The following is a 26,311-nucleotide window of genomic DNA, read 5'->3' as shown; positions in this document are numbered from 1 at the left end:
GCCTTAGGGTAACGGCGCCGACCATCGCACCACGGTGCCTCCGGCCGGCGGACTCTCGACCGTGAAGCTGCCGCCGGCCTGCTGGGCGCGCTGGTGCAGATTGGCCAGGCCGCTGCCGGTGATGTTCTCGGGAATCCCCCGGCCGTTATCAGCCACTTCGATGGTCAAGTCGTCGTCGACCTTGACGGTGACGGTGAGCGTGGTCGCGTGAGCGTGCCGCACGGCGTTGCTCACCGCTTCGCGCACAACGGCTTCAGCGTGATCCGCCAAGGTCGCGTCGACCACCGAGAGCGGCCCGACGAACTGCGTCGTGATGCGCAACGCCGCATCCGAAAACTGGGCGATGGCCTCGTCGAGCCGCTGGCGCAGCCGGGTCATTCCCGAAGCCGGCCCGTGAAGGTCGAAGATCGTCGTCCGGATTTCCTGAATGACCGCTTGCAAATCATCGACGTACTCCGACAGCCGTTGCTGCACTTCGGGTGAGCGTGCCCGCGGGATGGTTCCCTGCAGCCCGAGCCCCACGGCGAACAGGCGCTGGATGACGTGATCGTGCAGGTCTCGGGCGATACGATCACGGTCGGCCAGCACATCGCGCTCGCGCGCCACGCGCTGTGCCGCGGCCAGCTGCCAGGCGAGCGCTGCCCGGTCGGCGAAGGCGGCTATCATCTCTTCCTCGTCGGAGCCGAATGGCTTTGCGCCACAGCGGCCGAGCGCAACCAGCACACCGATGGCCCGGTCACGGGCGCGAAGAGGTATCACCAGAGCGGGACACGGCCACGGTTCTCCGGCACCGATCTGCAGGCTGTCAACCCGCCGTGGCGTGCGGTCCCGAAAAGCTTGTCCGACAGGCGTTGTGCCGACCGGTATCGTCTCCAGCCGAGTCAGCGCACCCGGTTCGCCGGCCGTCTCGACCACCAGCAGTTCATCGACATCGGGGGGCGGCGTCTCGTCATCGGCCGGCACCGCGACGAAAGTCGCTTGAGCGCTGGACAATTTCAGCGCCGTGTCGGCGATGAGCCGAAACACGTCCGCCGGGTCGGTGCCGGACAGCAGCCTGGTCACGATGTCACGGCTCGCCTCGATCCAAGACTGCTGAGCCCTGGATTGCTCGTAGAGGCGCGCATTGTCGATCGCGATCCCGGCGGCGGCGGCCAGGGCCTCAACGAGCACCTCGTCATCCCGGCTGAACGGCTGCACGCTGGTTGTCTTCGCCAAATACAAGTTGCCGAACACCTTGTCGCGGACCCGCACCGGAACGCCGAGGAAAGCCCGCATCGGCGGGTGATGCGGCGGAAATCCCACCGCCGCCGGGTGCGCGGTGATGTCGTCCAAGCGGATCGGCTTGGGGTCATCGAGCAGCAGCCCGAGCACCCCGCGGCCTTCGGGCAGGTGACCGATAAGCTGACGAGTCTTTTCGTCGATCCCCTCATAGACGAACTCGACCAGCTTGTGCCCCTCCTCCCCCCGCACCCCCAGCGCCCCGTATTGGGCGTCGACGAGTTCCTTAGCGGTGTGCACCACCGCACGCAGCGTGGCGCCCAGCTCCAGGCCCGAGGCGATCACCAGCATGGCCTCGACAAACCCGTCGAGCCGGTCGCGCTCCTCGACGATCTGCTCGATGCGGTCTTGAACTTCGATCAGCAGCTCGCGCAGCCGCAGCTGCGACAACGCCTCCCGCATGGCATGCGCCTCACCACCGGGATCAGCCACGCCTGCCACGTGACCATGATCGCATCGGGTGGGTGTTTTCGGCGCCCCGAATTCCAACTTTGTCTAACTGTCTTGTCTAACTGTCCGGCCTATGCGCGGTGTTCAGCTTGGACGCGAAGACCGCCGCTTGGGTTCGGCGTTCCATGCCGAGCTTGGCCAGCAAACGCGACACGTAGTTTTTGACCGTCTTTTCGGCCAGAAACATGCGCGCCGCGATCTGCTTGTTGGTCAGCCCCTCGCTAAGCAGGCCGAGCAGTGTGCGCTCCTGCTCGGTCAGCCCGAGCAGCGGATCGGTGTGTCGCGCCGTGCCGCGCAGCCGGGCCATCAGCGCCGCCGCTGCCCGATTGTCCAGCAGCGATTTGCCGGCACCCACGTCTTTGATCGCCTGCGCTAGCTCCATGCCCTTGATGTCTTTGACCACATAGCCGCTGGCCCCGGCCAAGATCGCATCGAGCATCGCCTCATCGGACGTGAACGAGGTCAGCATCAGGCAGCGCAGGTCAGGTATGTCGGATAGCAAATCGCGGCACAACTCGATCCCGCTGCCGTCGGGCAACCGGACGTCGAGCACGGCGACGTCGGGCCGCGCCGCCGGTATCCGCGCCATCGCCTCGGAGACCGACCCGGCTTCGCCGACCACCTCCAGCTGCGGGTCCGATTCCAGCAGATCGACGATCCCCCGGCGAACCACCTCGTGATCGTCGACCAAAAAGACCCTTACCATGGCACGCCCTCCGCAACCCTCCGCAAGATGCCGTTCACCGTCGCAGCCGACGGGTACGCGTCTATCATGCTCCCCTGCCTCCCACTGTCGTCCGTCACAGGTGCCGGCGATTGACCACGAGCACCACGCAGTCGGAGTCACCCAGCGCGGCATTGCCGGCCGGCCCGACAACCTCTGCCACAAGATGACGGTCGTGGGCTCCCATAACGAGCAACTGCACGCCCGCGGCGTTTTGCGCCAGGTAATCCAGGATGGTGCCATGGACCACGATCGGCTCGATGCGCAGGTCTGGATAGCGCCGCCGCCACGGGGCCAGCCTGCGGGTCAGCCGCGCCCGTATCCGCCAGTCACCCTCGATGACCGCCTGCCGGTCGATCGAGGGCGCTCGCCAGCAGCCGATCGCCCGCAGTGGGGCGTTGCGCAGCCGCGCTTCGCTCACCGCGGCCTCCACCACGACCTCGTTGTCGGGTGCCTCGTCGGCTTCGACAACGATCCACTGGCCGCGAGACGGAAACGGACGGGTATCCCCGCGCACGATGGCGACCGGGCAGTGCGCCGAGACGGCAAGGGCCGCGGCGGTGGAGCCCACCCGGCCCGTTTGGAAGTGACCGAGCCCGACAGCCCCCACGCAGACCAGCGCCGCCGACCGGGAGGCACGGACCAGCGCGCTGACCGCCGGCCCCGCGGTGATGTCGATCTCGATTCGCACCGGGGTGCCGCCGGCCTCGACAACGGTGGATACCTCGCGCACCGCGAGTTCGCCGCGAGCCCTGCCCCGCGTTGCGTCCCCGGGATCCGTCCCGGCGATCGCGCAGAGTAGCCGGAGCGGAAGCCCCCGATCAACGGCCTCGTCGACGGCCCACAACGCTGCCCGCAGCGCCGCCCTGGATCCGTCGACACCCACGACAACGGCCGGCCCAACAGGCGAATCGTTCATCGTGAGCTCCGCGCGCCAATATCGTCTGCCGCCTGCGCGGCGTGCGCCGGCAGGCGTGCACACCGTACCGATTGGCCGGGGGCGTCGTCAGGGCCGTTGGTCCTCGGTGTGCCCGCCGTTGGTCCCAAGCTCAAGCGCGCCGGTCGACGGGTGGGCCGCGACGCCGAGCTGCGGCGACTCGGGGTCCTTCGACCCTGGTGCCTGCGGCGGCCGAGGAGGATGCTCATCGATGGCGTCAGCTGCAGCGGCCGCAACCGGTGAGAGCCAGGGAAGTCAGAGATGGGTGAACGCGGCGAATCCCCGCAAGCGCCGTCCCGCGCGCCTGCGGAACCGGCCGCGATCCTCGACGCCGCCGGCCTGGAACGCCTCGTCGGCGTGCTGATCGAGCGGGGCTATCGGGTGGTCGGCCCGACGGTGCGCGATAGCGCGATCGTGCTCGCCGAGCTCGAGTCGGCCGACGAGCTGCCCTGCGGCTGGGGTGTTGACGTCGGGCCCGGGCACTATCGGCTGCTGCGCCGCGACGATGACGCGGTGTTCGCCCACTCGGCGGGCCCGCAGTCCGTCAAACGGTTTCTGCACCCACCGCGCCGACGGCTGTGGGCTGCGGAGCGCAGCGGCGAACTCGTCGATAGCGCCGCAGAAGAGGCCCCGCGCTACGCCTTCATCGGGGTGCATGGCTGCGACCTGGCGGCGATCGCGACACTGGATCGGGTGCTGGGCCGCGGAGTGTACCCGGACGGGTCATTCGTCAACCGGCGCCGCCGGCTTTTCGTTGTCGCGGTGAACTGCACCGAGCCGGGCGCGCTGTGCTTCTGCGCGTCGATGGGCACCGGGCCCGCCGCCGGACCGGGCTACGACCTGGCTTTGACGGAACAGCTCGGCGACGCGGGCCGGCGCTATCTCGTCGACGTCGGCACCCCGCACGGCGCCGAGGTGCTGGCCGCGCTACCGCATCGCGAAGCCGGTGCCGATGAGATCAGCCGCGCCCGAGCCGATGTCGCAACGGCGTCGCACCGGATGGGCCGGCGGATGCCGCAGGTCGATCACCGGGAGCTGCTGATCCGCTCCCGCGAGTCGCCGCAGTGGGAGGAGGTGGCCGGCCGCTGCTTGACCTGCGGGAACTGCACGATGGTGTGCCCAACGTGTTTTTGCACCAGCACCGACGACGTCACCGACCTCACCGGTGAGCACGCCGAACGCTGGCAGCACTGGGCGTCCTGCTTCGAGTTCGACTTCACCTACATCCATGGCGGCAGCGTCCGCCAGTCCGGCGCGTCCCGCTACCGGCATTGGCTGACCCACAAGCTGGGCAGCTGGCATGACCAGTTTGGGATGTCGGGCTGCGTGGGCTGCGGGCGCTGCATCGCCTGGTGTCCCACCGGTATCGACATCACCGCGGAAATGACCAAGCTGGCCCGCGCGGACGGCGCCGATGAGTGACCCGCGCGCGCTGCCGCCGCCGGCCCGCTGCCCCATGACACCGGTTCCCTACCGGGTCCGCAGCCGCGTGCAGGAAAACCGCGATTCGGCGACGCTGTGCCTGGAACCACTGGAAAACGCGGTCCGAGTGCCGCAGCCGGGCCAATTCATGATGCTCTACGCGTTCGGCGTCGGCGAGGTGGCGATCTCCATCAGCGGGGATCCCACCGTTGCCGACGGCACGATCACCCACACCATCCGCGCGGTGGGCGCGGTCAGCCGCGCCCTGCATGACGCGCCGGTGGGCGCCGTGATCGGAGTGCGCGGCCCGTTCGGCACCGCCTGGGGGCTGGCGGAGGCCACCGGCCGGGATTTGGTCATGGTCGCCGGCGGCGTCGGGCTGTGTCCGCTGCGTCCCGCGGTGCTGAGCGCGCTGGCCCACCGGGAGCGCTACGGGCGGATGGTGCTGATCGCCGGGGCCCGCTCCCGGGCGGACTTCTTATTCACCGGCGAGCTCGAGCGGTGGGCGGCCGACCCGCGTATCGAGCTGCATCTCACCGTCGATGTCCCGGTGCAGGGCTGGAGCGGCGAGATCGGCTTCGTCACCGAACCGCTGCACCGGCTGGCGCTGACTCCCGATCGCACCACGGCGTTTCTGTGCGGCCCGGAGCCGATGCTGCGGTTCGCCGGCGACGCGCTGCTGCACAAGGGTGTGGCGGCCCGCGACATCCGGGTCTCGCTCGAGCGCAACATGCAGTGCGGGGTCGGCTGGTGCGGCCACTGCCAGCTCGGCCCGCTGCTGTTGTGCCGGGACGGTCCCGTGGTCGGCTATGACGTTGCTCGCCCCCTGCTCGCGGTGAAGGAGCTGTAAGAGATGAGCACGCCCACCTTGGCGGTGTGGAAGTTCGCCTCCTGCGACGGCTGCCAGCTGACCTTGCTGGACTGCGAGGACGAGTTGCTCACGCTGGCCCGGCGGGTGCAGATCGCAACCTTCCTGGAGGCCTCCAGCACGATCGTCGCTGGACCCTACGACGTGTCACTGGTCGAGGGATCCATCACCACCGAGGCCGACGCGCGGCGCATCCGCGAGATCCGCGCACAATCACGGCTGCTGGTCACCATCGGGGCGTGCGCCACCGCCGGCGGCGTCCAGGCGCTGCGCAACTTCGCCGACGTCGCCGAATTCGCGTCCGTGGTCTATGCCAAGCCGGAATACCTCGACACGCTGGCGACGTCCACACCGGCGTCGGCGCACGTGCGTGTCGACTACCAGCTGCAGGGCTGCCCGATCGACCGCGGGCAGCTGCTGGACACCCTGGCGGCGCTGCTGGTGGGACGCACCCCCCGGCTGCCGGCCAAAACGGTGTGCACCGAGTGCAAACTGCGCGGCGTGACGTGTGTCATCGTCGCCGACGGCACCCCGTGTCTTGGCCCGGTCACCCACGCCGGCTGCGGTGCGTTGTGCCCCAGGCATCGTCGCGGCTGCTATGGCTGTTTCGGCCCGTCCGCGACGCCGCAAACCGCGACACTGATCCCGCTGCTGCGCCGCGACGGGATGTCCGGGGCGGACGTCGAGCGGGTGTTCTCGACGTTCAACGTCGCCGCCTTCGCCGCCGAGCGGAGCACCCCATGATCCCGCCGGACCCGCCCACCCGCACGCTCAGCGTCGGCGCGCTGACCCGGGTCGAAGGCGAAGGCGCCGTGCACGTCCGGCTGCGCGGCGGCGCGCTGGACAGCGTCGAGCTGAACATCTACGAGCCGCCGCGGTTTTTTGAGGCGTTCCTGCGCGGCAGGTCATACACCGAACCGCCGGACCTCACCGCGCGGGTCTGCGGCATCTGCCCGGTCGCCTACCAGGTCAGCGCCTGCAACGCGATCGAAGACGCCTGCGGGGTCACGCTTGACGACTCGGTGCTGCGGCTGCGGCGGCTGCTGTACTGCGGCGAGTGGATTCACAGCCACGCACTGCACATCTACCTGCTGCACGCACCTGACTTCCTCGGCTATCCCGATGCGATCAGCCTGGCGCGGGACCAACGCGAGGCCGTGGAGCGGGGGCTGCGGCTGAAGAAGGCGGGTAACCGGCTGATGGAAGTCGTCGGGGGGCGCGCGATCCACCCGGTCAATGTGCGCCTCGGGGGGTTTTACTCGGTGCCTACCCGCGCCGAGTTGGCCCCGCTGGCCGAGCAACTGCGCCGCGCGCTCGACGACGCGCTGGCCACGGTCGCGTGGGTGGCCGGATTCGATTTCCCCGAGCTGGAACTCGAGCACGAGCTGGTGGCGCTGAGCCAGCCCGGCGGCTACCCGATCGAGAACGGCCAGATCGCCCGCAGCGCCGGAAAGCCCTTTGCCGCCGCACAATTCGGTGATCACGTCGTCGAGTCACAGGTGCCGTACTCCACTGCGCTGCATGCCACCCTTGACGGCGCGCGCTATCTCACCGGTCCGTTGGCCCGCTACTCGCTGAGCTTTCCGGCGCTCTCACCGGTTGCCCGGCAAGCCGCCGTCGATGCCGGGCTGGCAGCGCAATGCCGAAACCCGTTTGTGAGCATCGTGGTTCGCGCGGTTGAGGTGGTGTACGCAATCGAAGAAGCGTTGCGGATCATCGACGACTATGAGCGCCCAGAGCGGCCGTTCGTCGACGTGCCGGCCCGCGCGGGGGTCGGTCACGGGGTCAGTGAGGCGCCGCGGGGGCTGCTGTATCACCGATACCGCATCGACGAGCACGGGCTGATCGGCGCCGCGACCATCATCCCGCCGACCTCACAGAACCAGGCGGCCATCGAAGCCGATTTGGCACGCGTGGTCTCAGAGAACCTCTCACTGGCCGACGGCGAGCTGACCACGTTGTGCGAGCGGGTGATTCGCAACTATGACCCCTGCATTTCCTGCTCGGCGCACTTTCTGCGGCTCACCGTGGACCGGTGTTGAGCACCGTCGTCATCGGCATCGGCAACCGGTATCGCCGCGATGACGGTGTCGGTCCGGTCGTGGCCACCGCGATCGGCGGGCGCAAGCTCCCGGGTGTTCGCGTCGTCACCGGGATCGAGGATCCGTTCGATCTGCTGGACGCGTGGTCCGGCGCAGAGCTGGCCGTGGTGATCGACGCGGCGGTGGCTTCCCCACCGGCACCCGGCCGGATCCGTCGCGATGCGGTAACGGCGCTGGCCGCGACGGGCCCGGTGAGCACGCATGGTCTCGACGTTGCCGGGGCGTACGCGTTGGGCCGGGCGCTGGGCCGGACACCCGGGCGGCTGGTGCTGTTCACCGTCGAGGCCGCCGACAGCGGCCACGGCGTCGGCTTGACCCCGCTGGTGGCGGCCGCGGTGCCCGAGGCGGTCGGCGCAGTGGTGGCCGAAATTTGCGGCGCCGCCAGCCGGTAAAGCCATCCTTCTGCCTGCCGGCGGGGCGGGTCGCCGTGGGCGCGTATCACGGTCGAGGCGGACGCTCCGCACGAGCATTCCCGCAGCGGTCCGGCCGCCCGCGACGCCACGCTGGCCCATTCGGGTCAACACTGACCCAGCTGGACCGCCCGAGCGCTGTGAGCAGCGCCATACGCTTGAGCTGCCAACGGATTAGGTCCCTTGGCAACCCTACTGCGAAGGATCACCACGACATGACCGAGATGCTGACCCGGATGCAGCCGCTTCCGCCGGAGACACCGCTCGAAGACGAGGCTTTGGCGGCTTACGAGAAGAAGTTCCGTGAGGATAACACCGTCTGGGCCGAACTATTGCAGGAGAACCTCGACCGGCTAGAGCGCGGCTCGTTTTCCCTGTACTGGATGAACACCGATCAAGCGAGCTGGGGTATACGGGCACGACCGAGTTCGCGGGGGTTGACCTACATCGACATCAACCGCCCGCCGGCCTACGGCACGCTGCCCGAACACAACGCGACGCGCAACTTCGCCCCGCGGGGCTCGGTGCGCGACCCCTACGCCGCCCAGATGCCCACCATCGACGCCTACGACATTCTCGACAAGAAAGACGCGTGGGCGGAAAACGTGATGACCCTCTACGAAGAGGCCAAGGCGCGGCAGTGGAACTCCACCAGCGACATCCCGTGGGAGGAGCTCGAGCCGGTCAGCGAGGATTTGGAGAAGGCGGCCTGCCAGCTGGCCACCTCGCTCACCGAGGTCGAGTTCGTCGCCGGCGACTTCCCGTCACGCTGGATTTACCGCACCTCACCGGATTTCTTCGAGATCAAGAACTTTCTCGTGACCCAGATGATGGACGAGGCCCGCCATATGGAGGTGTTCCGCAAGCGTGCCCTCGCCGGCGGCGGCGGCTTGCTGCACGCCAGCCCGGCTCTGGAGTGGGCGCTGAAGGCCATCCTGGAATCACCGACCCACACCCAGGGCACCTTCCTGCTCAACGTCTTGGGCGAAGGGCTGGTCCTCACCTTGTTCCGGGCCGGGGAATACCTGGCCAAGACCCATGTCGACAAGGAGATCTTCCGGCGCTGCATGCAAGACGAGGCCCGGCATGTGTCTTATGGCACGTTGGAGCTGAAGAACTTCCTCGACGCCTCCACCGACCGGGACAAGGCGCTTTCGGATATGCACCGCTTCGCCGACCTCGGCGAGCAGATCATCCTCACGGCGCTGAGCAGCCCCGGACTGCTTGAGCCGCTAGCGGTTCTGATGGGCGGCGGAGTCGACAAGATCGACGAGGGCATGGAGGGGGTGTCGTTCTTGTGGGGGACGATAGTCGACGAATACTTGCAGCGCTGCGAGCGGGCCGGCTTTGACCGCCGTGAGAAAGTGACGATTCCGTTGGAGATGCCGTGGACGTCGTGAGCACCAGCACCGGCCTGCCTACCGTCGAATGGCTCACCAGGCTGGCGGAGATCAACAAGGCGGATCTCGCCGAGTTCCGGAAACTCGGCGAGGTCGACTGCCGGTTCGCCGTTGACATCGTCGACGGCGGCCCCGGCGGGTCGGCGCTGATTGTCCAAGTCACCTTCGATGGCTTCGACGTCAGCGAGATCAAGGAGATCGGCGCCACCGAACTGGAATCGATGGATTTTGTTATCGAGACCGACCGGGACTCGTGGCAGGAGATGGTGGATAACATCCGCGCCGGCAACGGCCGGCCAGACCTCGATCACACCCTCAACGCGTTGAGCATCGCGTCGACACCGATACGGGTCTGGTCTTCCGATCCGCTGGGCCGGGACATGTTTTTCCGCTACAACCAGAGTTTGCAGCATTTCATCAACAACTGCGCTCGGCTGTGAGCCGCCCATCAGGCAATCGCGCATCGGGGAAGAGAAACACCTATGAGCCGGACTCGGCGAGGCCATTTCTACATCGATGACACCTGCATCGGATGCGGGGCCTGCGAGCATGCTTGCCCGGGTCGCGTCGATGCCATATCGAAGAAAGCGGACGATTTCCTGGGCCGATTCGTGATCGACCCGGAACAGTGCATCGACTGCGGAAAATGCGTGCCTCTCTGCCCGGTCGACTGCATTCACGACGGTCGTAGCGAGGCGCAGTTCGTACCGGACAACGGCTACACGAAGATCGCGAAGCTGCACGACTGGGCGGCTCGCAAAACAGCTGAGCGCGTCGAAAGACTCAGGAGCTGAAGGACTTTAACCATGGGAGTTTTCAAAGATAGCGTCGAGGCGACGAAGTACCTTGCCGGGATTTTCGAGGAGGCGGCGGCAGACGATTCGATCGCCGGCCAACTCGAGGCATCTGGCGTTGTGCTGCAACTCAACTGCTCGGATCCGGACATCCAGATCACCGTCGACATGCCTAACAGGAAGGTGATCACCGGCAGCCGGGACCTTGCGCCTACCGTGACGCTGTTCATGACTTGTGACATGGCCAACCGGTTCTGGCAGGGCAAACTCAATCTTCCCGTTGCGCTGGCCAAAGGGCAGGTCCGCGCCAAGGGCCCGGTGCCGAAGATCCTCAAGCTCCTGCCCATCGCCAAACAACTTTTCCCCCGTTACCAGGAGTTGCTGCGCGCGGACGGGCGCACCGACCTGCTGGCCGGTTGACCGGCCCCCAGCGCGGTTATCGAACCGAATTCTCAATGCGGCTCGGCCTCGGAAAGGTCGTCGAGCAGCCGCAACCGCCCGGCCATCGCCGCCGCGGCGATGCGGTTGGCAACACCGAGTTTGCGCAGCAGCGCGGCCACCATCCGTTTGGCGGTGCGCTCCGACACGATCATCCGCCGGGCGATATCGCCGGTCTCCATGCCCGTGGCAACCAACCTCCACAGCTGCAGCTCCTGCGTGGTGAGGTTGTCCAGCAACGCCGACCGCGGTTCGCGAGACTTCGCCAGCAGCGCGTCAAGCAGCGCCTCGTCGAGGACCCGCAACCCTTCGGCGACGGTCCATAGCGGGCCGGCCAGCGCTTCGGGACGCGCCGTCTTTGGCAGGAACCCATCGGCGCCGGCGCGCAGCGCCTCCGCGGCCAGCTCGAGGTTGCCGGTTCCTGACAGCGCCAAGATCCGGGTTTCTGGATGACGCGCCTTGACATGCCGGATAGCGGCTATGCCGCCGAGCGGGGGCATCGACAGGTCGATGATCGCGACGTCGGCGGCGCAGCGGGCCACCAGGTCGGCCGCCTCCTCGACGTAGGCGGTCTGCCCGCACACCGTGAATAGCTCACCCCATTGGCGGTTGAGCAGCAAAGCCAGGCCTTGTGCGAAAAGCTCGTGGTCATCGACGATGACCACGACGTATGGCTTGCCGGTCATTGCTGTGACGCTACCCCGGCCCTAATGTCGGGCCGATGAGGCCGGTTGAGCAGCACCGTTGGACGGCAAAAGAATACGGCAGCGGCTACGGGCTGGCCCGCACGGTGGTCGCCGTGCGGGTCGCGGTGGTGCTCTCGACCGCGGTGCTGCTGGCCGCCGAGCCGGCGGTGGTGCGCTTGCGCGTGCCGATTTTGGTCCCGGCGATGCTGGTGGCCGCGGCGCTGGTCTATGCGGCGATCGTGTTCGTCCATCCGCGGCTGGAGGTGCGCCGCACCCGTTACCGTTGGCTGGTCACCGGATTGGACTCGATGTTCACGCTGGTGTTCATCGCGCTGACCGGCGGGGTGTATAGCCCGGCGGTGTCGGTGCTGGTGCTGGTCGTCATCGCCTCCGCGGCGCGGCTGTCGTTGACCGAGACCCTGGCGTTGGGAGTGATACTGGGTGCCGGGTACCTCGCGGTCGCGCTGCCGGCCGCCACCACCGCGGGTGCCGTGCTCACACCGGTGGCGCAAAGTAGCTGGTGGGCGCTGTATTTGCTGTTCACGGCGCTCATCACCGCGGGGCTGTCTTCCCTGGCAGAACGCGAGCACCAATCCCGCGTGCGGGCACTGGTGGAGGCCGAGGCCGAACACGCCGCCGCCGAAGAGGAACGCGACCTGCGAAGCCGGTTGTTGCAGTCCTACCAGTCGCAGCAAGACGGACTGCAGGTGCTGGTGCATGAATTCCGCACCCCTATCACCTCCTTGGAGGCGCTGACGGACGCGCTCACATCGGCCAAGCCGATGTCGGAGTCCGACCGCGCCGCCAGCCTGCAGCTGGCCGGCCGCCACGTTCAGCACCTCGCTGACATGCTCGACGCCTTGTCCGATGTCGCGCTGAGCCGACAGCCCACCTTCTCGGCGGGCCGGGTCCGGCGCGTCGACATCGCCGGCCTGATCACCGCCGCCGCCGACGCCGTGGGCCTGGTGCCACCGCAGCTGCGGTTGACGGTGGGCGGCGACGTGCACGCGGTAGCGGTCAACGCCCAGGGGCTGCGGCGCGTGCTGACCAACCTGCTGGAAAACGCGTCCCGGCATAGCCGTGATGCCCCCGTCGACGTGACGTGCACGCGTACCGGTGACGAAATCGTCATCGAGATCGCCGACCGCGGCCCCGGCATACCCGCTGCGAGCCTGGGCGAGTTGACGGCCAAATACATCAGCGTCGGGGACCGCCGCGGCACCGCCGGACTGGGCCTGTGGATCGTGCAGCAAATCCTTGAGGCAATCGGTGGGCGGGTCCAGTTCAGCGCGCGCGACGGCGGCGGGCTGGTGGCGATCGTTCGCGTCCCGATCGCGTGACCCGCCCCGACTTTTGGCCCGCGAAGACCACCGATTGGCACGCCCGCGACTCGCATGGCAAGGCGGTGCTCGCCACCATGATCAGGGCGTGGTGGTGGCGCGCACCACCACCGCAACGGCGACGCCGGCAAGCCGCCCGGTGCGGCCCCCGCCAAACCAGCTACCCGAAACGTCGATCAAACCAAAACATGAGGGTGCAAGGGGTATGACGTGAAGACACGCGCTGCGGTTCTGTGGGATCTCGGCCAGAAATGGGAGGTCGATGAGGTTGAGCTCGATCCCCCCGGCCCCGGGGAGGTGCTGATCCGGCTGATCGCGACCGGATTGTGTCACTCCGACGAACACCTGGTCACCGGCGACCTGCCGATTCCGCTGCCGGTGGTGGGCGGACACGAGGGCGCCGGCACGGTGGCCGCTGCCGGCCCCGGCGTCGAGAATCTCGCCGAGGGTGACCCGGTCATTTTGACGTTCCTACCCGCGTGTGGGCGCTGTTCCTACTGCGCGCGCGGCATGGGAAATCTGTGCGAAATGGGTGCGGCGGTCATGATGGGACCCCAGATCGACGGCACCTACCGCTTTCACGCCCGCGGCCGCGACGTCGGCCAGATGTGTTTGTTAGGAACGTTTTCCGAATACACCGTGGTGCCCGCGGCCTCAGTGGTGAAAATCGATGCCGGAATCCCGCTGGACAAGGCGGCGCTGATCGGGTGCGGCGTCACGACGGGCTACGGGTCGGTGGTGCGCACCGGGGAAGTAGGGGCCGGAGACACCGTGGTCGTGGTGGGGGCTGGCGGGGTCGGAATGAATGCGATTCAGGGGGCCCGGATCGCCGGAGCGTTGACGATCGTGGCGGTCGAGCCGGTGGCCGTCAAGCGTGAGCAGGCCCGTGGGTTCGGCGCGACGCACACCGCCGCCACGATCGATGAGGCCTGGGAGCTGGTCAGTGATCTCACTCGGGGCAAACTCGCCGATGTCTGCGTGTTGACCACCGACGTCGCGGAGGCGTCCTACGTCGGCCAGGCGCTCTCCTTAGTCGGAAAACGAGGACGTGTCGTGGTGACCGCGATCGGACATCCCGAGGACACCTCGATGTCGGGCTCACTGCTGGAATTAACGTTGTATGAAAAGCAGATCCGCGGCGCGCTGTATGGGTCGTCCAACGCCGCCCACGACATCCCACGGCTGGTCGACCTCTACCACGCCGGGCTATTGAAACTGGACGAGTTGATCACCCGTGAATACACCCTCGAGCAGATCAACGAGGGATACGACGACATGCGAGCGGGACTCAACATTCGAGGGCTCATCCGGTTCTGATGAGCTGCCGCAGTGACCGGATACGACAACGGTGCAGATACACCCCGCCCACACCGGAGTGCGCGCGGGAACGCCTCAGCCGTGCCGGTGGATTTGGCCGCGGGGTTTCCCCGGCGCCGAACGCCGCGGGGCCGCGCCCTGGGCTAGGCTGCACGACCAGTGACCACCCGCTGAGCGCCACCGCATTGGTGGTGACGCATTGATGGTGACGCATTGGTGGTGAAAGGGCTGCTGTGATTGACACATCGACCGATCCCGGTCCGGTTTTTCTGGCCGCTACGGAGTTCTTGGACTGGCACCACGACAATGTCCAGCGCTTCACCCGAATGGCGATCGGCGATAGCCAAGATCCGGTGACCAGAGCCCGGCGCCTTTTCCTCGCGGTCCGCGACAACATCTGGTATGACCCCTACAGTGCCGACGACGATGCTGACCACTACCGCGCCAGCTACATCGCGAGCGTCACCCGCGCCTACTGTGTCCCCAAGGCGGTTCTGCTCACCGCGGCGGCCCGCGCCGCGGGTATACCCGCCCGCCTGGGGTTCGCTGACGTGCGCAATCATCTGCAAACCGACACGCTGCGCACCCGGATGGGCGGAACCGACGTGTTCGTCTACCACGGCTACGCCGAACTGTTCGTCAACAGCAGGTGGGTCAAGGCGACACCGGCGTTCAACGCCGAACTGTGCGCGCGATTCGGCGTCCCGCCGATCGCTTTCGATGGCGAGCACGACGCGCTTCTGCACCCCTATGACGCCGAAGGCCGCCAGCACATGGAATACCTTCACGACCGCGGCTGGTACGCCGATCTTCCGTTCGCCGAGATCATCAGCGAGTTGAGACAGCGCTACGGAGCGCTCCTGCAGGCTCCTCCGCCCGAGCGCGACACGTTTGCTAATTAGCGCCAATTAATTGCTAACTAGGCTGCTGGAAAACCGAATTGACGCACGTGACTCAGGCGGCTCCGCCGGCAGCGTGTGCAGGCACGCCATGGCCAATGCCCGGTCACAGCGGCGTCGGCTCGGGCACCGTCTCGAAAAGACGATCCACGTCCGCCCGGTTGCAGGCGGCCGTGCCCGGTGTCATCAACATCGCCGCACCGGCGGCGATGCCGTAACGCACCGCCTTGTCCATCGGCCAGCCCCGGCTGAGACCGACGGTGATCGCGGCCACCATCGCGTCGCCGGCGCCCACACCACTGCCGGAACGCATGGGGAGTGCGGAAAACCGTTGGCTGCCATGAGCTGTCGCTAGTAACGCGCCCCGCGAACCCAGCGACACCACGACGGCCTGCGCACGGCCATGCCGGATAAGCTGCTGCGCCGCGGCAGTCTGCGCGGATTCGGTGTCCAGGTCGCGTCCGAAGCATTCGCGCAGTTCCCGCACACTGGCTTTCAGCAGGAACACACCGGAGGTGATGTGCCGCAGGCCGCCCCCCGACGTGTCGAGAACCAGCAATGCCCCCAACTTCGCGGACATGTCTGCGACGCGCTGGTAAAAGCGGGCGGGAACACCGGGCGGCAGGCTCCCGCTGGCCACCACGAACTGCGCCGATCGCGCCGCCGAGCGCAGCTCATCGAGGCATCGCGCCTGTTCTGCGGCACTCACCCGGGGACCGGGCAGAACAAACCGGTATTGCCGGCCGCTACTGGACTCGTTGACCGTGAAGCATTCCCGGGTGGCGCCCGCGATTTTGATGCGATGAAACCGCACCCCGGCCCTGGCGACCAGATCGACGACAACCTCACCGGTCTGCCCGCCGGCGGGAAACACCGCAGACACCGACGCACCCAGCACCTGAGCGACCCGGGCCACGTTGATGCCGCCGCCGCCCGCGTCATAACGTTCACCATGGCAACGGATTTTCTCGGTGGGACATACCCGCTCAGCGGTCGTGGTGATATCCAGTGCGGGATTCATAGTCAACGTCACGATCCGCGAACCGCTCGTCGGCGGCGGCGCCGCTGCTTTCATGGGCACTAGCACTCCATTGGTAGCTAACTCGTGTCTACAAGCCGGTGGGGTAGGTTTCGGGTGTTTCCCCGGCGATCCACTGACTGCTCACCTCGAGCGGCTCTAGCGCGCGTGTGTGGTCGATATGGATGAGCGCGTCGAACTGGTCGGCGGGCCGGGTGTGAAAGTAGTGGCTCTGGCGCTCGGTCGCCGGCAGATAGATCACACCGATGGCGCGACCGAGCCGCACCGCGCCCAGCGGCTCGGTGGCGTCCGGGCAGATAGTGGGCGACACCAAAAAGGCGTGCTTACCGGTCTCATGGAACAGATCTTCCACGCTGCCCTGCAGCGCCGGCCGGACGGTTTTGCGCTCGGCGACGCCTCCCCATTCGCTGGCAGCGGTCACCGTGCCGGCGTAGGTGGTGAACCCGATAAGACGCGATTGCGCGCCGTAGCGCTCACGCACCAGCTGCCCGAGCGTAAGCTGCCCGTCGGCACCCATTTCCGTTGCCCGGGCATCACCCACGTGAGAGTTGTGCGCCCAGACGACGATTCGCGCCGGGCTGTTTTGGCGATGGCGGTCCAGATGCGCCAACAACGCCTGCAGGGTTTGGGCCATGTGTGCGTCACGAAGATTCCACGACGTCACCCGCCCGCTGAACATCGAGCGATAGTAAACCTCCGCATTGCGCACCGTTTGGGCATTCTGCTGGGCATAAAACGCCTCATCCTCGGCGAGCAACCCGTCCCGGCGCGCGTACGCCAGCGCGTTGCGTTGAAACTCGACCAGCTGCTCGACAGCTTGGCGCTCGCAGGACGGCCCGGCGCCGAACGCTGCCGCAAATCCGTAAGCCTGCCCGTCATCGGCGGAAACGTGGTCAAAGCATGAGTAGCGCCGGCGCGCCCGGGCCGCCGCGAGCGGATCGACCTTGTCGAGGTAGGCGATCACCTCGTGAATCGATCGGTGCAGGCTATAGAGATCCAGGCCGTAGAATCCGGCCTCCCGCCGGCCCTGCGACCGGCACTGCCGGTTGTGCCCGCGCAGCCACTCGGTGAAATCGCGGACCACGACGTTACGCCACATCCAGGCCGGGAACCGCTCAAACCCGCTCAGCGCCTTCTCCGCGCTATCGTCTGCGCCGAGCCCACGAACATACCGGTTGACCCGGTAAGCATCGGGCCAGTCGGCTTCCGCGGCGACCGCGCAGAAACCCTTTCTCTGGATTAGCCATTTCGTGATGTCGGCGCGGGCCTCGTAGAACTCGTGGGTGCCGTGGGAGCTTTCGCCGATCAGCACAATCCGCGCGTCGCCGATCAGCGTGTCCACGATCTCGGGCGAAGGAACGCCGGCAGGTGCCTCGACGGCGGCGCGCCTGATCACTTCGGCCGCGGTGACCTCGGGCCGCACGGCGGGCGCCGCGGCACCCGTGGTGGGGGTGGCGAGCAATTCTCGAACTTCCTCGTCGCTGACCTGGCGGAAGTCCCAAAACGATTCCCCCACAGCCAGAAACGGTGTCGGCATGGTGGCACAAACAATATCCTCGACAATGCCGGCCAACTCCCGGCAGGTCGATTCCGGAGCTGCCGGCACGGCGATCACGATCTGCGCCGGCTCGGCCTCACGTAATGCCTGCACCGCAGCGAACATGCTCGCCCCGGTGGCCAGCCCGTCATCGACCAGGATGACGGTCTTTCCGGCCACGTCAACCGGCGGGCGGCCGCCGCGATACGCGGCCTCGCGGCGGGCCAACTCCCGTCCCTCACGTTCCGCGATGTCGCGCAATTGCTGCGGGGTGACCCGCAGCCCCCGCACCACGTCGTCGTTGATCACGACGCGGCCGTCTCTGGCCAAGGCGCCGAGCGCAAACTCCTCGTGGCCGGGCACGCCGAGCTTGCGCACCACGAAAGCATCCAGCGGCGCACGCAACCGTGCGGCGACCTCCCAGGCGACCGGTATCCCCCCGCGCGCCAACCCGAGCACCACGACGTCGTCGCGGTGGCGGTAAGCGTCCAGGAGACCGGCTAATACCCGCCCCGCCTCACGGCGGTCACGGAACACCCGCCGGGGCGCACGCCTGCCCGCGTCGGTGGCCCGTGTCATGACCGGATCGCCGCTGAGCGCCTGGGGCATTGGGCGTCTAACCCCGTCATAGCCTTCTCGTTCTCATCGATCCCACCGACCTCATCGGCTCGGACACCGCCGGACCGGCTAGCGCGTGCGCGGGTGCGGTCCCGGGGCCCAGGCCCCGGGACCGCACCCCCGTGTCAGGACTTGATCTTGATATGCTTCTCGGCGGGCTTGGCCTCGGCGACCGGCACCGTCACCGTCAAAATGCCCTTGTCGTAGCTGGCCTTGATGTCGTCTTCGTTGGCGCCCTCAGGTAGTGACACCGTGCGTTCGAACGAGCCGTATGCGAATTCCGACCGGCCGTTGAATTCCTTTTTCTCGCTGCGTTCGGCTTTGATCGTCAACAAACCGTCATGCACCGTGATGTCGACGTCCTTGGCCGGGTCGATGCCGGGAAGCTCGGCGCGTACTTCATAGCAGCCGTCCTTCATCTCGTCTTCTAGCCGCATCACCCGGGTTTCGACAAACGGGTGGAATTCCGCTAACGGCGGCAAACCCGCAAACCATTCGGATAACTCCGGAAAAAGCCCACGGCGCCGGCGCCGCATGGGAAGGGTCATCATGCCTCCTCGGGTCTCGGGTGAAAGGACAACTCGATCCGATCAGCCAAGCGGGCAGCGCGGTAGGGACCGAAGTCCCCGGATTGCAGGGCCGTTCGTCGCGCGCCCTCGGCGGTGGCCCCGGAGCGGACCAATTCCCCACAAACACGGGACTTCGGTCCCTACTGCCGCCGTACCGACGCATCCACGATTGAAGCCGGTGCAGCCGGTAGCTACGTGCCTCAGCGTCGGACACCGATTGACACATCTCGACCCGCGTCAAGGATTGCCCATGGCCAACGGCTCCACGCAGCGACCGCCCACGCGAGCGTCCGCGACGCGGGCGAGCGACGGCCCGACGGTCATACCGGGCGGTCCGGAGACCACAGCGGTTGTTAATGCGCAGCGGCAGAGCATTTTTCGCGATGTGAAACTGTTCGTCGGGGCGATGGCCGTGGCGATGATCTTTGGCATCATCGGGGCAACGGCCGTGCTGGTTACCGATCCCTTCGGCGGCAAACACGCTACTGGCGGGGCGTCGGCCTTTCCCCCCGCGGAATCCGCGGACGCGCTGCCACACCCCTCCCTGGAAAGCGCCGCGGCCAAGGCGGTGCCCAGCGTCGTCAAGCTGGAGGCCACAGCGGGCCCGCTGTCCGAGACGGGATCGGGCATCGTTTTGACACCCGAGGGGCTGATCCTGACCACCAGCCAAGTGGTGTCTGCTCTCAGCGGTGGGCCGGGAGTCGCTGCCCGCGCGAGGACCGTCGCCACTTTCGCCGACGGTCGCACCGCGCCATTTCGTGTGGTGGGTACGGATCTGGTCACCGACGTGGCGGTTGTGCGCGCGGAAGGCATGTCTGGGCTTACCCCGATCACGTTCGGTCGATCGGCCGATCTTCGCGTGGGTGAGAACGTGGTCGCGGTAGGGTCCCCGCTGGGCCTGGAGAGCACCGTTACCACCGGGGTCATCAGCGCGCTGCACCGACCGGTACCTACCCTCACGGACTCCAGCGGCCACATCACCGTGCTCGACGCCATTCAAACCGATGCCGCGATGAACCCCGGAAGCGTGGGTGGAGCGTTGATCGACCGCGACGGCAAGCTCATCGGTGTGAACTCGGTAATCGTGACCGGCGGCAATCCCCTTTTCGGGCCCAGCGGTTCGATCGGGCTTGGTTTTGCCATCCCGGTGGACCAGGCCAAGCGTATCGCGGGCGAATTGATCGCGACCGGCAAAGCCGCGCATGCGTATCTGGGTGTGCGGTTAGCCAACAACAACGACACCCCCGGCGCCGTGATCGTTGCGGCGCAAAGCGGCAGCCCGGCCGCGGCGGCCGGGCTGGGCCCGGGCATGGTGGTCACCAGGGTGGATGGCCGGGTGATCGCAAGTTCGGAGGCGCTGGTGGCGGCGATCCTGTCCAAGGCCCCCGGCAACGCCGTGGCGATCACCGCTACGGACCCGGCGGGAGCTACCCGCACCACGCAGGTCATTCTCGCGTCGGACCAAAGCGGCAGCGACGCCACCCCCGCCGCGCCCAGCCTTGTCGGCCCGGTGACCGACACTTACGCGGATCGGGTGACAGATCGGGTCGAATCAGCCAAATCGGGTGTCCGGCCGGGGTTTTTGTCGGGCGCCTCGCTCAGCCAGCGCAGATGCTCGAACGGCCCGAGCAGTTCCAGCCGTCGCCACAGCACGCTGGATGGCAACGCCTGACTGAGATGACGGCACACCGCTTGATACTGCCGGCGCCGGTCCACCGGCACGATCACGTCGATCTCGGCGAGCCGATGGCCGATGAACGCGGCAGCGTACTCGCAGTTGAGAACCTCGGCGACGGCGGCCGGCAGTGTCCAGCCCAGTACCGGCAGGCCAACCTCGGCCGCGGCAAGCAGGGCCGCAGCGGTCGCCTGCCGATGGTCGGGGTGACCGGTGACGCCGCCGCGATCGAACACCAATAAACCCTCGGCGCCGCATCGCCGAGCGCAATCGACCACCGAGACCGCCAACTCGTCGGGGCTGACCTCGGCCAGGCGCCCGTCCGGGTAGTCCAGCAACTCCACCGCCGACACGCCAAGCACCTCGGCCGCCGCCGCCAACTCACCGGCCCGGATGCAGGCCAAGTCGCCGGCAACCCCATGCAGTGTCGATGCCTCACCGTGGGTCAGACACAGCACTGCCAGGCGGGCTCCGCGTTGGGCGAACGCCGATAAAATAGCGCCCAAGCCAAACGACTCGTCGTCGGGATGGGCGACCACGGCGAGCACCGACCGCCACCCGGGAAGCTGACGAGCGGTCATCGAAGCGGACACCAAAGCCGCCGATTGCGCTTAGCGCGCTCGGATAGCGGATTCCACCTCGTCGGCCGGAAGCTCCTTGGTACAGAAATACCAGTCTTGGCACTGGACGCCCTCGGCGGCTTCGGCCATCCGCTCCTGCGCGGCAGCGGGGGAGTCAGGTGGGGGCAGGATGACCGGGTCACCGGGCCGCCAGTCGGCTGGGACCGCGACACCGAAATGATCGGTGGCCTGCAAGGCCTTGACGACGCGCAGCAGCTCGTCGAAGTTGCGCCCCAAGATCAGTGGGTAGTAAATGATCGCGCGGATGATCCCTTTCGGGTCGATGACGAAGACCGCCCGCACCGCCTTCGTGGAAGCCTCGCCGGGCATGATCATCCCGTATTTACGGGCCACATCCATTGAGACATCGGCGATGATCGGAAAGTTAACCTCGACGTCTTTGCGGCCACGGAAAGCGATCTTCTCCTTGATGGCGCGCAGCCACGCGATGTGGCTATCGAGCCCGTCGACCGACAGTCCCAGAAGCTCGGTGTTGTAGTCGGCGAACTGTTGGCGCATGGCCGCAAAGGTCACGAACTCGGTTGTGCACACCGGGGTGAAATCGGCCGGGTGGGAGAAGAAAATCACCCATTTACCCTGATAGTCTGCAGGAAAGTTGATCTCGCCTTCGGTGGTGACGGCGGTGAACGCAGGTGCGGGATCGCCGATACGTGGCATGGGCGTTGCGGCCGCGGGCGCGTCTTCGACGGTGGTCATCGTGACTCCTTTCGTTTCCCTCCCTCAGGTCCCTCCCTCAGGTTATACCCCGACGGGTATATCATGGGCGTGTGCACACGCATAGTCAGGATGCACATCGCTTCCGGCTGGTGATAAGGGCCGAAAGTCATCGTACGGCACCGCAGCGATGATCACCGTGACCGCACCACTGTGGGTCGGCGTTCCCATCGGGATGTGCCTCGGAGCCGTCGGGCAGGTCTGGGGCATCGGGAATCCTGAGACCTTGATCCGGTTGGCGCGGTGGAAGGACCGGCTCTTGGTCGGCTGCATTGCCATCACCTCGGCAGTTGGCGCCGTCACCTTGTACGGCCTGTACGCGCTGGGATTTTCCATGCATTTCTCACCGAAACCGGTTTATATCTTCGGTATTTCGATTGGGGGGATTCTCTTCGGCGCCGGGATTGCTATTTCCGGGTACCTCCCCGGTTCCGAATTGATGGCTCTTGGTGAGGGCAGGAGAGACGCGCTGTACGCATTTCCCGGCGGTCTTCTTGGTGCGGCAGCCTGGACACTGGTGTACTCGACACCGGTTGGTCATTGGCTAGTACACGCGGCGAACTACGGCGATCTTATCGCGTCTGGATCAATACAACACATCCGTCCGATGTTCACACTCCTTATTGCTGTCGCCTACGCAACGGCGCTTTTTGTTGGCGCGGCACTGCTTCCGCGCTACGCCCGCGGCAGGAGTTGTTTGGTGCACGCTGCCGGCGGCAAGAGCGATCCGCATGAGGAGGACCTGATGTCGGACACCGTGGCGTACTTGACCGAAGGGGGCCTGGATCACTCCCCGTCGTCCAGGCTGCATGCGTTAGTGGTCGCCGACGTGCCCACGGGTAACTTTTACTCACGGATAAAGCTGGGAACAAGTGTTTTCCTCGGCATAGTGGTGGTGCTCGCGATTTTCCTGCACCAGATTTTCGGTGAGTCAACGACGTACTCTTGGTTCGCCGGACATCTGCTGCTGCCGACCTTCGACTACACCAGGTTGGTGATCCAAACCGTCGGATGGGAGCCGTTTGCAGATATCGGAACGCTGCTTGGCGCGTTAATCACGGCGGTTTTCGTCAGCCGGTATTTTCAAGGGTTTAGGCTGGTCATTCCGCCGTCGTGGCGCAACAGGTTCGGCAGCGATCCGTGGAAGCGGGCAATCGGCAGCTTCGGCGGCTTTTTCATCCTGATGTTTGGCGCCCGGATGGCCGGTGGCTGCGCCAGTGGGCACATCCTGAGCGGGGGCATTCAGATGGCCGCAAGCGGCTGGTTGTTCACCATCGCTGTCTTTATCGGCATGACTGCCACGGCTCGTGTCATCTACGGTGAGGCAAGCGAAAGGGTCGCAGGATGAAAGCACCCGAGAAACGGTTGCTGGTTGCCGTGGTGTGCGGTGCGGTAGCGACGTGTGTGACCGCGGCAGTGGTGACCCACAACGGCACGTCGGGCCCGCTGACGTTGGCCCAAGTGCTGATCACGGCGATCATTCCGCTGGTACTTCTCGCCGCCGCGGCGATGTGCTACACACCGAAGACACCGAAGCGGGTACCTCAGACGAGCCGGCCGAGAAAGAATGCGAAGCGGTAGCAGAACCGAAAAGGAGGGTCACCATGCAGGAGCAGCAGGAGTCGCTCGCCATCGAGCGCGGAACGTTCGGGATGCCGAAACCGCAGGGCTGGACGCTCGAACGGATCGAGCATCTCCTGGCCGGGACTGTGGTGCTCACGACCTTGGCCTTAGGGCGTAAGCATTCCGGCCGCTGGCGGATGCTGACGGCCTTCGTCGGCGCGAATTTGCTGCTGGACGCCGCGGCGGGCTGGTGCCCCACGGGTGTCGTGCTGCATCGTCTGGGAGTCCCAACCGCAGCCGAACGCGCGCAAAGCCGTGCCCGGTGAGTTGAGCGGCGACACCGACAGCGCCCTGCGCGGGATTCGGTGAGCCCAGCGGTCGCCCCCGATCTGGCGGCGCTGAGCACGGGGGCTATTGCCGCGTCGGTAGCGCTGGGGTGTGTGATCGGACTCTCGCTGGGAGCTTTGGGTGGCGGTGGCTCCATCCTGGCTGTGCCGGCCCTGGTCTACGGGGTGGGTGAGACGGCCCACGCGGCGACCACGACGTCGCTTGTGGCGGTGGGCGCCACGGCGCTGGTCGGTTTGGTGGGACATTGGCGCGCCGGCTCCGTGCGATTCGCCTCCGGGCTGATCTTTGGGCTGGTCGGCCTCGGCGGCGCGGCGCTCGGCTCGCTGCTCAGCCGGGCGGTCCCCAACCAGGTGCTGCTGCTGGCGTTTTCCGCGTTGATCCTGGGGGCCGCGTGGCGCATGCATTGCCGATACGCCGAAACACCGTGCCACATAAGACAGTCGATCGCGCCCGCGTCCAGGGGTGACGGAGAGCGGCTGGTGAGACGAGCCGGGGGTGCCGGCTCGGTGTCGACGTCCGCTCCCCCGGATACGCCGGCGGCGCGCGACCGTGGCCGCCGGGAGCGCGCGGCGACGGCCGGGCGGGTGGTGGCCGCCGGCAGTGTCGTGGGCTTTCTCACCGGCTTCTTCGGCGTGGGCGGCGGTTTCGTGATCGTGCCGGCGCTGGTCCTGGCGCTCGGCTACGAGATGCCCGTTGCGGTGGGAACCTCGCTGCTGGTCATCGCCATCAGCTCGGCGGAAGCCTTGATATTCCGCCTGCACAGCGGCGGAGTCGACTGGCCGGTGGCCGTGCCATTCACCGCGGCGGGATTTCTCGGGGTGATCGTCGGGGACGCGATGGCCAACCGGGTTCCTGCCGCCCGGCTCACCCGGTGGTTTGTGTGGCTGCTGGTGGTTGTCGCCGGCTACACCGCGGCCCATTCGCTATTGACGATGTGGCGGAGCACGCCGACCGGCGGGTAGCGGTTACCGGAGACGGGTGCCGCGTTCGGCCGGCCGGCGCCGCGTTGAGCTCGCGAACTCCAGCCGCGCCGGGCGGCCGGCCACGTGGGCCAATCCACGAAAGGCCGAACGGCCCTAGCTGGGCGAGAAGTCCGATGCCAGGATCGAGGGATGCCGTCAAACCTGGTGGATGTGGCGATCATCGGCGCTGGAGGAGCCGGCTACCCGGCTGCATTTCGCCTCGCGGCCGCCGGTCGCTCGGTGCTGATGGCCGATCCGATCGGCAACCTGGGTGGCGATTGCCTGGCCGAGGGCTGTGTGCCCTCCAAGGCGGTGCGGGAGGCCGCGCTGAGCTACCAGCGTGCCCGCTCGGGTCCCCTGGCGGCCCTGACCGGCGCAGCGGCAGCGGCGCCGGATCCGCGCGACGCGGCGTCGCGGTGGCGCGACATTCTCCGCCACAAAGACGCCGTCCAGCAGACCCGCTACGAGCAACACCGCAAAGAGCTGGAGTCCTCCACGGTGCAATTCGTATCCGGGCGAGCCCGCGTAGTCGGCGACCGGGAGCTCGAGGTGACAACCGACGGCGGCAGGGTCCAGCGCGTGGGCTTTCACAGCCTGATAGTCGCCACCGGCTCCGCCCCGAGCCGGCTCCCCATTCCCGGGGCTGAACTCGCGGTGACCTCCCACGAGCTGTTCCGCCTCGGTGCCGACCTGGCGTTTCCGCAGCGCCCGGTCATCATCGGCGGGGGCTACATCGGTGTCGAGACGGCCACCATCTTCGCGCATCTCGGGGCCGCGCCCGTCGTCCTCGAGCTCACCGACCAGCTGCTGCCGGGCTTTGATCGGGACCTGGCCGACTTCCTGGCGCGCTCGCTGCGCGGACGCGTCCAGGTGCATCTCGGCGCGGCCGTCACCGGGATCGAGCGTTCGGGCACCGATCTGCAGGTGCGCTATCGATCCCAATGCGGCCAGGAAGCCACCGAGGGCGCGGTCGCCGGTGACCTGGTGATCATGGCAACCGGCCGGGTTCCGGTCCTCCCCGAGGGCATCGACCATCTCGATGTGCGCCTCGATCGCCACCGCAGCCCGGTTGTCGACGCGACGTTGCGCACCACCAACCCGTCGGTGTGGGCGCCCGGGGATGTCAATGGCGCCAGCATGCTGTTTCACTCGGCGGTGCGCCAGAGCATCGTCGTCGCGCACAACATCCTGGCGGGTGGCGCCAGCGCGGACCGCATGGAGTTCACGGCCGTGCCCTTCACCGTGTTCACCGATCCGGAATTGGCTAGCGTGGGGCTCACCGAGGAGAAAGCCGTCGAGCTGCATGGGGACGTGGCCGTGGGCAGCTACGACTATGCCGTCGACGCTCGGGCCCAGATCCTGGGCGAAACCACGGGGTATCTAAAGCTGGTGTTCGACTCCCACAGCGCTCGTCTGCTCGGCGCCCAGATCGCGGGCGCCGACGCCGCGCAGCTCGTCGCGCCCCTGGCCCTCGCGCTCAACGAAGGGCTCGACGCCCGCGCCCTGGCCGAGGTGGCATTTCCCCATCCGATGATCTCCGAAGGCATCAACGCGGCGGCGCGCCAGGTACTTGTCTGACG

At 67.0% G+C, this 26,311-nt stretch carries 26 protein-coding genes and 1 pseudogene; 18 read left to right on the top strand and 9 right to left on the bottom strand.

Translation table 11 applies throughout. The features are described from left to right. Nucleotides 1-3 precede the first annotated feature (3 nt). From MSM1_RS13585 to MSM1_RS13575, 3 genes are all read right to left on the bottom strand, one after another. Nucleotides 4-1,680 (bottom strand): GAF domain-containing sensor histidine kinase, encoded by a 1,677-nt coding sequence (locus MSM1_RS13585; RefSeq protein ID WP_213444414.1) that lies wholly within the window; start codon nt 1,678-1,680, stop codon nt 4-6. Between the two features lie 106 nt (nt 1,681-1,786). Next, entirely contained in the window at nt 1,787-2,434 is a 648-nt protein-coding gene (locus tag MSM1_RS13580) for a response regulator transcription factor (protein ID WP_213443138.1), read from the bottom strand. A gap of 94 nt (nt 2,435-2,528) precedes the next feature. Further along, nucleotides 2,529-3,371 (bottom strand): universal stress protein, encoded by an 843-nt coding sequence (locus tag MSM1_RS13575; protein ID WP_213443136.1) that lies wholly within the window; start codon nt 3,369-3,371, stop codon nt 2,529-2,531. A 279-nt stretch (nt 3,372-3,650) separates the two neighbouring features. Here MSM1_RS13575 and MSM1_RS13570 point away from each other — a divergent pair, with 279 nt between their 5' ends. The 9 genes from MSM1_RS13570 (at nt 3,651) to MSM1_RS13530 (ending at nt 10,805) form a co-directional block, all read left to right on the top strand. Then, nucleotides 3,651-4,811 carry a 4Fe-4S dicluster domain-containing protein gene (locus tag MSM1_RS13570; RefSeq protein ID WP_213443134.1) on the top strand — a complete coding sequence of 387 codons (1,161 nt, stop codon included), beginning with the start codon at nt 3,651-3,653 and terminating at the stop codon, nt 4,809-4,811. A 34-nt stretch (nt 4,812-4,845) separates the two neighbouring features. Then, complete coding sequence (locus tag MSM1_RS13565; protein WP_374101731.1) at nt 4,846-5,661, top strand: FAD/NAD(P)-binding protein; 816 nt, start codon at nt 4,846-4,848, stop codon at nt 5,659-5,661. Between the two features lie 3 nt (nt 5,662-5,664). Further along, nucleotides 5,665-6,423, top strand: coding sequence for an oxidoreductase (locus MSM1_RS13560; RefSeq protein WP_213443130.1), 759 nt, complete (start codon nt 5,665-5,667; stop codon nt 6,421-6,423). After that, nucleotides 6,420-7,721 carry a Ni/Fe hydrogenase subunit alpha gene (locus MSM1_RS13555; RefSeq protein ID WP_213443128.1) on the top strand — a complete coding sequence of 434 codons (1,302 nt, stop codon included), beginning with the start codon at nt 6,420-6,422 and terminating at the stop codon, nt 7,719-7,721. Before MSM1_RS13560 ends, MSM1_RS13555 begins: the two co-directional genes overlap by 4 nt. Continuing rightward, complete coding sequence (locus MSM1_RS13550) at nt 7,715-8,173, top strand: hydrogenase maturation protease (protein ID WP_213443126.1); 459 nt, start codon at nt 7,715-7,717, stop codon at nt 8,171-8,173. Before MSM1_RS13555 ends, MSM1_RS13550 begins: the two co-directional genes overlap by 7 nt. A gap of 233 nt (nt 8,174-8,406) precedes the next feature. Then, nucleotides 8,407-9,591 carry a ferritin-like domain-containing protein gene (locus tag MSM1_RS13545; protein ID WP_213443124.1) on the top strand — a complete coding sequence of 395 codons (1,185 nt, stop codon included), beginning with the start codon at nt 8,407-8,409 and terminating at the stop codon, nt 9,589-9,591. Continuing rightward, nucleotides 9,588-10,031 carry a hypothetical protein gene (locus tag MSM1_RS13540; RefSeq protein ID WP_213443122.1) on the top strand — a complete coding sequence of 148 codons (444 nt, stop codon included), beginning with the start codon at nt 9,588-9,590 and terminating at the stop codon, nt 10,029-10,031. Before MSM1_RS13545 ends, MSM1_RS13540 begins: the two co-directional genes overlap by 4 nt. Before the next feature lie 42 nt (nt 10,032-10,073). Continuing rightward, nucleotides 10,074-10,385: an NADH-quinone oxidoreductase subunit I gene (locus tag MSM1_RS13535; RefSeq protein ID WP_213443120.1), complete on the top strand. Its 312-nt coding sequence runs from the start codon at nt 10,074-10,076 to the stop codon at nt 10,383-10,385. A gap of 12 nt (nt 10,386-10,397) precedes the next feature. Beyond that, nucleotides 10,398-10,805 carry an SCP2 sterol-binding domain-containing protein gene (locus tag MSM1_RS13530; RefSeq protein WP_213443117.1) on the top strand — a complete coding sequence of 136 codons (408 nt, stop codon included), beginning with the start codon at nt 10,398-10,400 and terminating at the stop codon, nt 10,803-10,805. A gap of 32 nt (nt 10,806-10,837) precedes the next feature. Here the strand turns inward: MSM1_RS13530 and MSM1_RS13525 are convergent, their stop codons facing one another. Next, nucleotides 10,838-11,509: a response regulator transcription factor gene (locus MSM1_RS13525; protein WP_213443115.1), complete on the bottom strand. Its 672-nt coding sequence runs from the start codon at nt 11,507-11,509 to the stop codon at nt 10,838-10,840. A gap of 35 nt (nt 11,510-11,544) precedes the next feature. Here MSM1_RS13525 and MSM1_RS13520 point away from each other — a divergent pair, with 35 nt between their 5' ends. From MSM1_RS13520 to MSM1_RS13510, 3 genes are all read left to right on the top strand, one after another. After that, nucleotides 11,545-12,849, top strand: a complete 1,305-nt coding sequence (locus MSM1_RS13520; RefSeq protein ID WP_213443113.1) for a sensor histidine kinase KdpD — start codon at nt 11,545-11,547, stop codon at nt 12,847-12,849. Between the two features lie 210 nt (nt 12,850-13,059). After that, a complete protein-coding gene (locus MSM1_RS13515) occupies nt 13,060-14,166 on the top strand; it encodes an NDMA-dependent alcohol dehydrogenase (RefSeq protein ID WP_213443111.1) in 1,107 nt (368 codons plus the stop codon). 236 nt (nt 14,167-14,402) lie between these two features. Then, entirely contained in the window at nt 14,403-15,068 is a 666-nt protein-coding gene (locus tag MSM1_RS13510) for a transglutaminase family protein (RefSeq protein WP_307857418.1), read from the top strand. A gap of 103 nt (nt 15,069-15,171) precedes the next feature. Here the strand turns inward: MSM1_RS13510 and MSM1_RS13505 are convergent, their stop codons facing one another. The 3 genes from MSM1_RS13505 to MSM1_RS13495 all read right to left on the bottom strand — a co-directional run bounded on the left by MSM1_RS13505 (nt 15,172) and on the right by MSM1_RS13495 (nt 18,810). Continuing rightward, complete coding sequence (locus MSM1_RS13505) at nt 15,172-16,140, bottom strand: 1-phosphofructokinase family hexose kinase (protein WP_213443109.1); 969 nt, start codon at nt 16,138-16,140, stop codon at nt 15,172-15,174. A gap of 34 nt (nt 16,141-16,174) precedes the next feature. Continuing rightward, nucleotides 16,175-18,250, bottom strand: a complete 2,076-nt coding sequence (locus MSM1_RS13500) for an erythromycin esterase family protein (RefSeq protein ID WP_213443107.1) — start codon at nt 18,248-18,250, stop codon at nt 16,175-16,177. 134 nt (nt 18,251-18,384) lie between these two features. Next, nucleotides 18,385-18,810 carry an Hsp20/alpha crystallin family protein gene (locus tag MSM1_RS13495; protein WP_213443105.1) on the bottom strand — a complete coding sequence of 142 codons (426 nt, stop codon included), beginning with the start codon at nt 18,808-18,810 and terminating at the stop codon, nt 18,385-18,387. Between MSM1_RS13495 and MSM1_RS13490 the strand changes: the two are divergent. Next, nucleotides 18,794-20,224: pseudogene (locus MSM1_RS13490) on the top strand (S1C family serine protease); the annotation flags it as partial. The gene MSM1_RS13495 and the pseudogene MSM1_RS13490 overlap by 17 nt on opposite strands. A 125-nt stretch (nt 20,225-20,349) precedes the next feature. Here MSM1_RS13490 and MSM1_RS21900 read toward each other — a convergent pair. Together MSM1_RS21900 and MSM1_RS13485 are read right to left on the bottom strand one after the other, a co-directional pair. After that, the gene (locus MSM1_RS21900; protein ID WP_236056375.1) at nt 20,350-21,084 is read right to left on the bottom strand and encodes a PIG-L deacetylase family protein; all 735 of its coding nucleotides are present in this window, start codon (nt 21,082-21,084) and stop codon (nt 20,350-20,352) included. A gap of 30 nt (nt 21,085-21,114) precedes the next feature. Beyond that, nucleotides 21,115-21,840, bottom strand: a complete 726-nt coding sequence (locus MSM1_RS13485) for a peroxiredoxin (protein ID WP_374101724.1) — start codon at nt 21,838-21,840, stop codon at nt 21,115-21,117. Between the two features lie 148 nt (nt 21,841-21,988). On the opposite strand from MSM1_RS13485, the gene MSM1_RS13480 reads away from it, so the two are divergent. The 5 genes from MSM1_RS13480 (at nt 21,989) to MSM1_RS13460 (ending at nt 26,309) form a co-directional block, all read left to right on the top strand. Then, nucleotides 21,989-23,206: a YeeE/YedE thiosulfate transporter family protein gene (locus MSM1_RS13480; RefSeq protein ID WP_213443101.1), complete on the top strand. Its 1,218-nt coding sequence runs from the start codon at nt 21,989-21,991 to the stop codon at nt 23,204-23,206. Then, the gene (locus MSM1_RS13475; RefSeq protein WP_213443099.1) at nt 23,203-23,439 is read left to right on the top strand and encodes a hypothetical protein; all 237 of its coding nucleotides are present in this window, start codon (nt 23,203-23,205) and stop codon (nt 23,437-23,439) included. The genes MSM1_RS13480 and MSM1_RS13475 overlap by 4 nt, the downstream gene beginning before the upstream one ends. 23 nt (nt 23,440-23,462) lie before the next feature. Continuing rightward, nucleotides 23,463-23,747 (top strand): DUF2892 domain-containing protein, encoded by a 285-nt coding sequence (locus MSM1_RS13470; RefSeq protein ID WP_236056373.1) that lies wholly within the window; start codon nt 23,463-23,465, stop codon nt 23,745-23,747. 39 nt (nt 23,748-23,786) lie between these two features. Next, nucleotides 23,787-24,731 (top strand): sulfite exporter TauE/SafE family protein, encoded by a 945-nt coding sequence (locus MSM1_RS13465; protein ID WP_307857394.1) that lies wholly within the window; start codon nt 23,787-23,789, stop codon nt 24,729-24,731. Between the two features lie 150 nt (nt 24,732-24,881). Beyond that, complete coding sequence (locus MSM1_RS13460; protein ID WP_213443097.1) at nt 24,882-26,309, top strand: dihydrolipoyl dehydrogenase; 1,428 nt, start codon at nt 24,882-24,884, stop codon at nt 26,307-26,309. The last annotated feature ends 2 nt before the right edge of the window (nt 26,310-26,311 follow it).

This window comes from Mycobacterium sp. SM1, assembly GCF_018361265.1.
In the GTDB taxonomy this organism is placed as follows: Bacteria; Actinomycetota; Actinomycetes; order Mycobacteriales; family Mycobacteriaceae; genus Mycobacterium.
This window is presented reverse-complemented; position numbering and strand designations above follow the sequence as displayed.

Bases quoted from the DNA above. Each gene is read 5' to 3' on its own strand.
- MSM1_RS13520 (WP_213443113.1), top strand. From the start codon at position 11,545: ATGAGGCCGGTTGAGCAGCACCGTTGGACGGCAAAAGAATACGGCAGC.
- MSM1_RS13495 (WP_213443105.1), bottom strand. From the start codon at position 18,810: ATGATGACCCTTCCCATGCGGCGCCGGCGCCGTGGGCTTTTTCCGGAG.
- MSM1_RS13470 (WP_236056373.1), top strand. From the start codon at position 23,463: ATGCAGGAGCAGCAGGAGTCGCTCGCCATCGAGCGCGGAACGTTCGGG.
- MSM1_RS13580 (WP_213443138.1), bottom strand. From the start codon at position 2,434: ATGGTAAGGGTCTTTTTGGTCGACGATCACGAGGTGGTTCGCCGGGGG.
- MSM1_RS13485 (WP_374101724.1), bottom strand. From the start codon at position 21,840: ATGACCACCGTCGAAGACGCGCCCGCGGCCGCAACGCCCATGCCACGT.
- MSM1_RS13530 (WP_213443117.1), top strand. From the start codon at position 10,398: ATGGGAGTTTTCAAAGATAGCGTCGAGGCGACGAAGTACCTTGCCGGG.
- MSM1_RS13585 (WP_213444414.1), bottom strand. From the start codon at position 1,680: ATGCGGGAGGCGTTGTCGCAGCTGCGGCTGCGCGAGCTGCTGATCGAA.
- MSM1_RS13565 (WP_374101731.1), top strand. From the start codon at position 4,846: ATGACACCGGTTCCCTACCGGGTCCGCAGCCGCGTGCAGGAAAACCGC.
- MSM1_RS13480 (WP_213443101.1), top strand. From the start codon at position 21,989: ATGATCACCGTGACCGCACCACTGTGGGTCGGCGTTCCCATCGGGATG.
- MSM1_RS13525 (WP_213443115.1), bottom strand. From the start codon at position 11,509: ATGACCGGCAAGCCATACGTCGTGGTCATCGTCGATGACCACGAGCTT.
- MSM1_RS13460 (WP_213443097.1), top strand. From the start codon at position 24,882: ATGCCGTCAAACCTGGTGGATGTGGCGATCATCGGCGCTGGAGGAGCC.
- MSM1_RS13570 (WP_213443134.1), top strand. From the start codon at position 3,651: ATGGGTGAACGCGGCGAATCCCCGCAAGCGCCGTCCCGCGCGCCTGCG.
- MSM1_RS13560 (WP_213443130.1), top strand. From the start codon at position 5,665: ATGAGCACGCCCACCTTGGCGGTGTGGAAGTTCGCCTCCTGCGACGGC.
- MSM1_RS13555 (WP_213443128.1), top strand. From the start codon at position 6,420: ATGATCCCGCCGGACCCGCCCACCCGCACGCTCAGCGTCGGCGCGCTG.
- MSM1_RS13475 (WP_213443099.1), top strand. From the start codon at position 23,203: ATGAAAGCACCCGAGAAACGGTTGCTGGTTGCCGTGGTGTGCGGTGCG.
- MSM1_RS13545 (WP_213443124.1), top strand. From the start codon at position 8,407: ATGACCGAGATGCTGACCCGGATGCAGCCGCTTCCGCCGGAGACACCG.
- MSM1_RS13500 (WP_213443107.1), bottom strand. From the start codon at position 18,250: ATGCCCCAGGCGCTCAGCGGCGATCCGGTCATGACACGGGCCACCGAC.
- MSM1_RS21900 (WP_236056375.1), bottom strand. From the start codon at position 21,084: ATGACCGCTCGTCAGCTTCCCGGGTGGCGGTCGGTGCTCGCCGTGGTC.
- MSM1_RS13575 (WP_213443136.1), bottom strand. From the start codon at position 3,371: ATGAACGATTCGCCTGTTGGGCCGGCCGTTGTCGTGGGTGTCGACGGA.
- MSM1_RS13535 (WP_213443120.1), top strand. From the start codon at position 10,074: ATGAGCCGGACTCGGCGAGGCCATTTCTACATCGATGACACCTGCATC.
- MSM1_RS13505 (WP_213443109.1), bottom strand. From the start codon at position 16,140: ATGAAAGCAGCGGCGCCGCCGCCGACGAGCGGTTCGCGGATCGTGACG.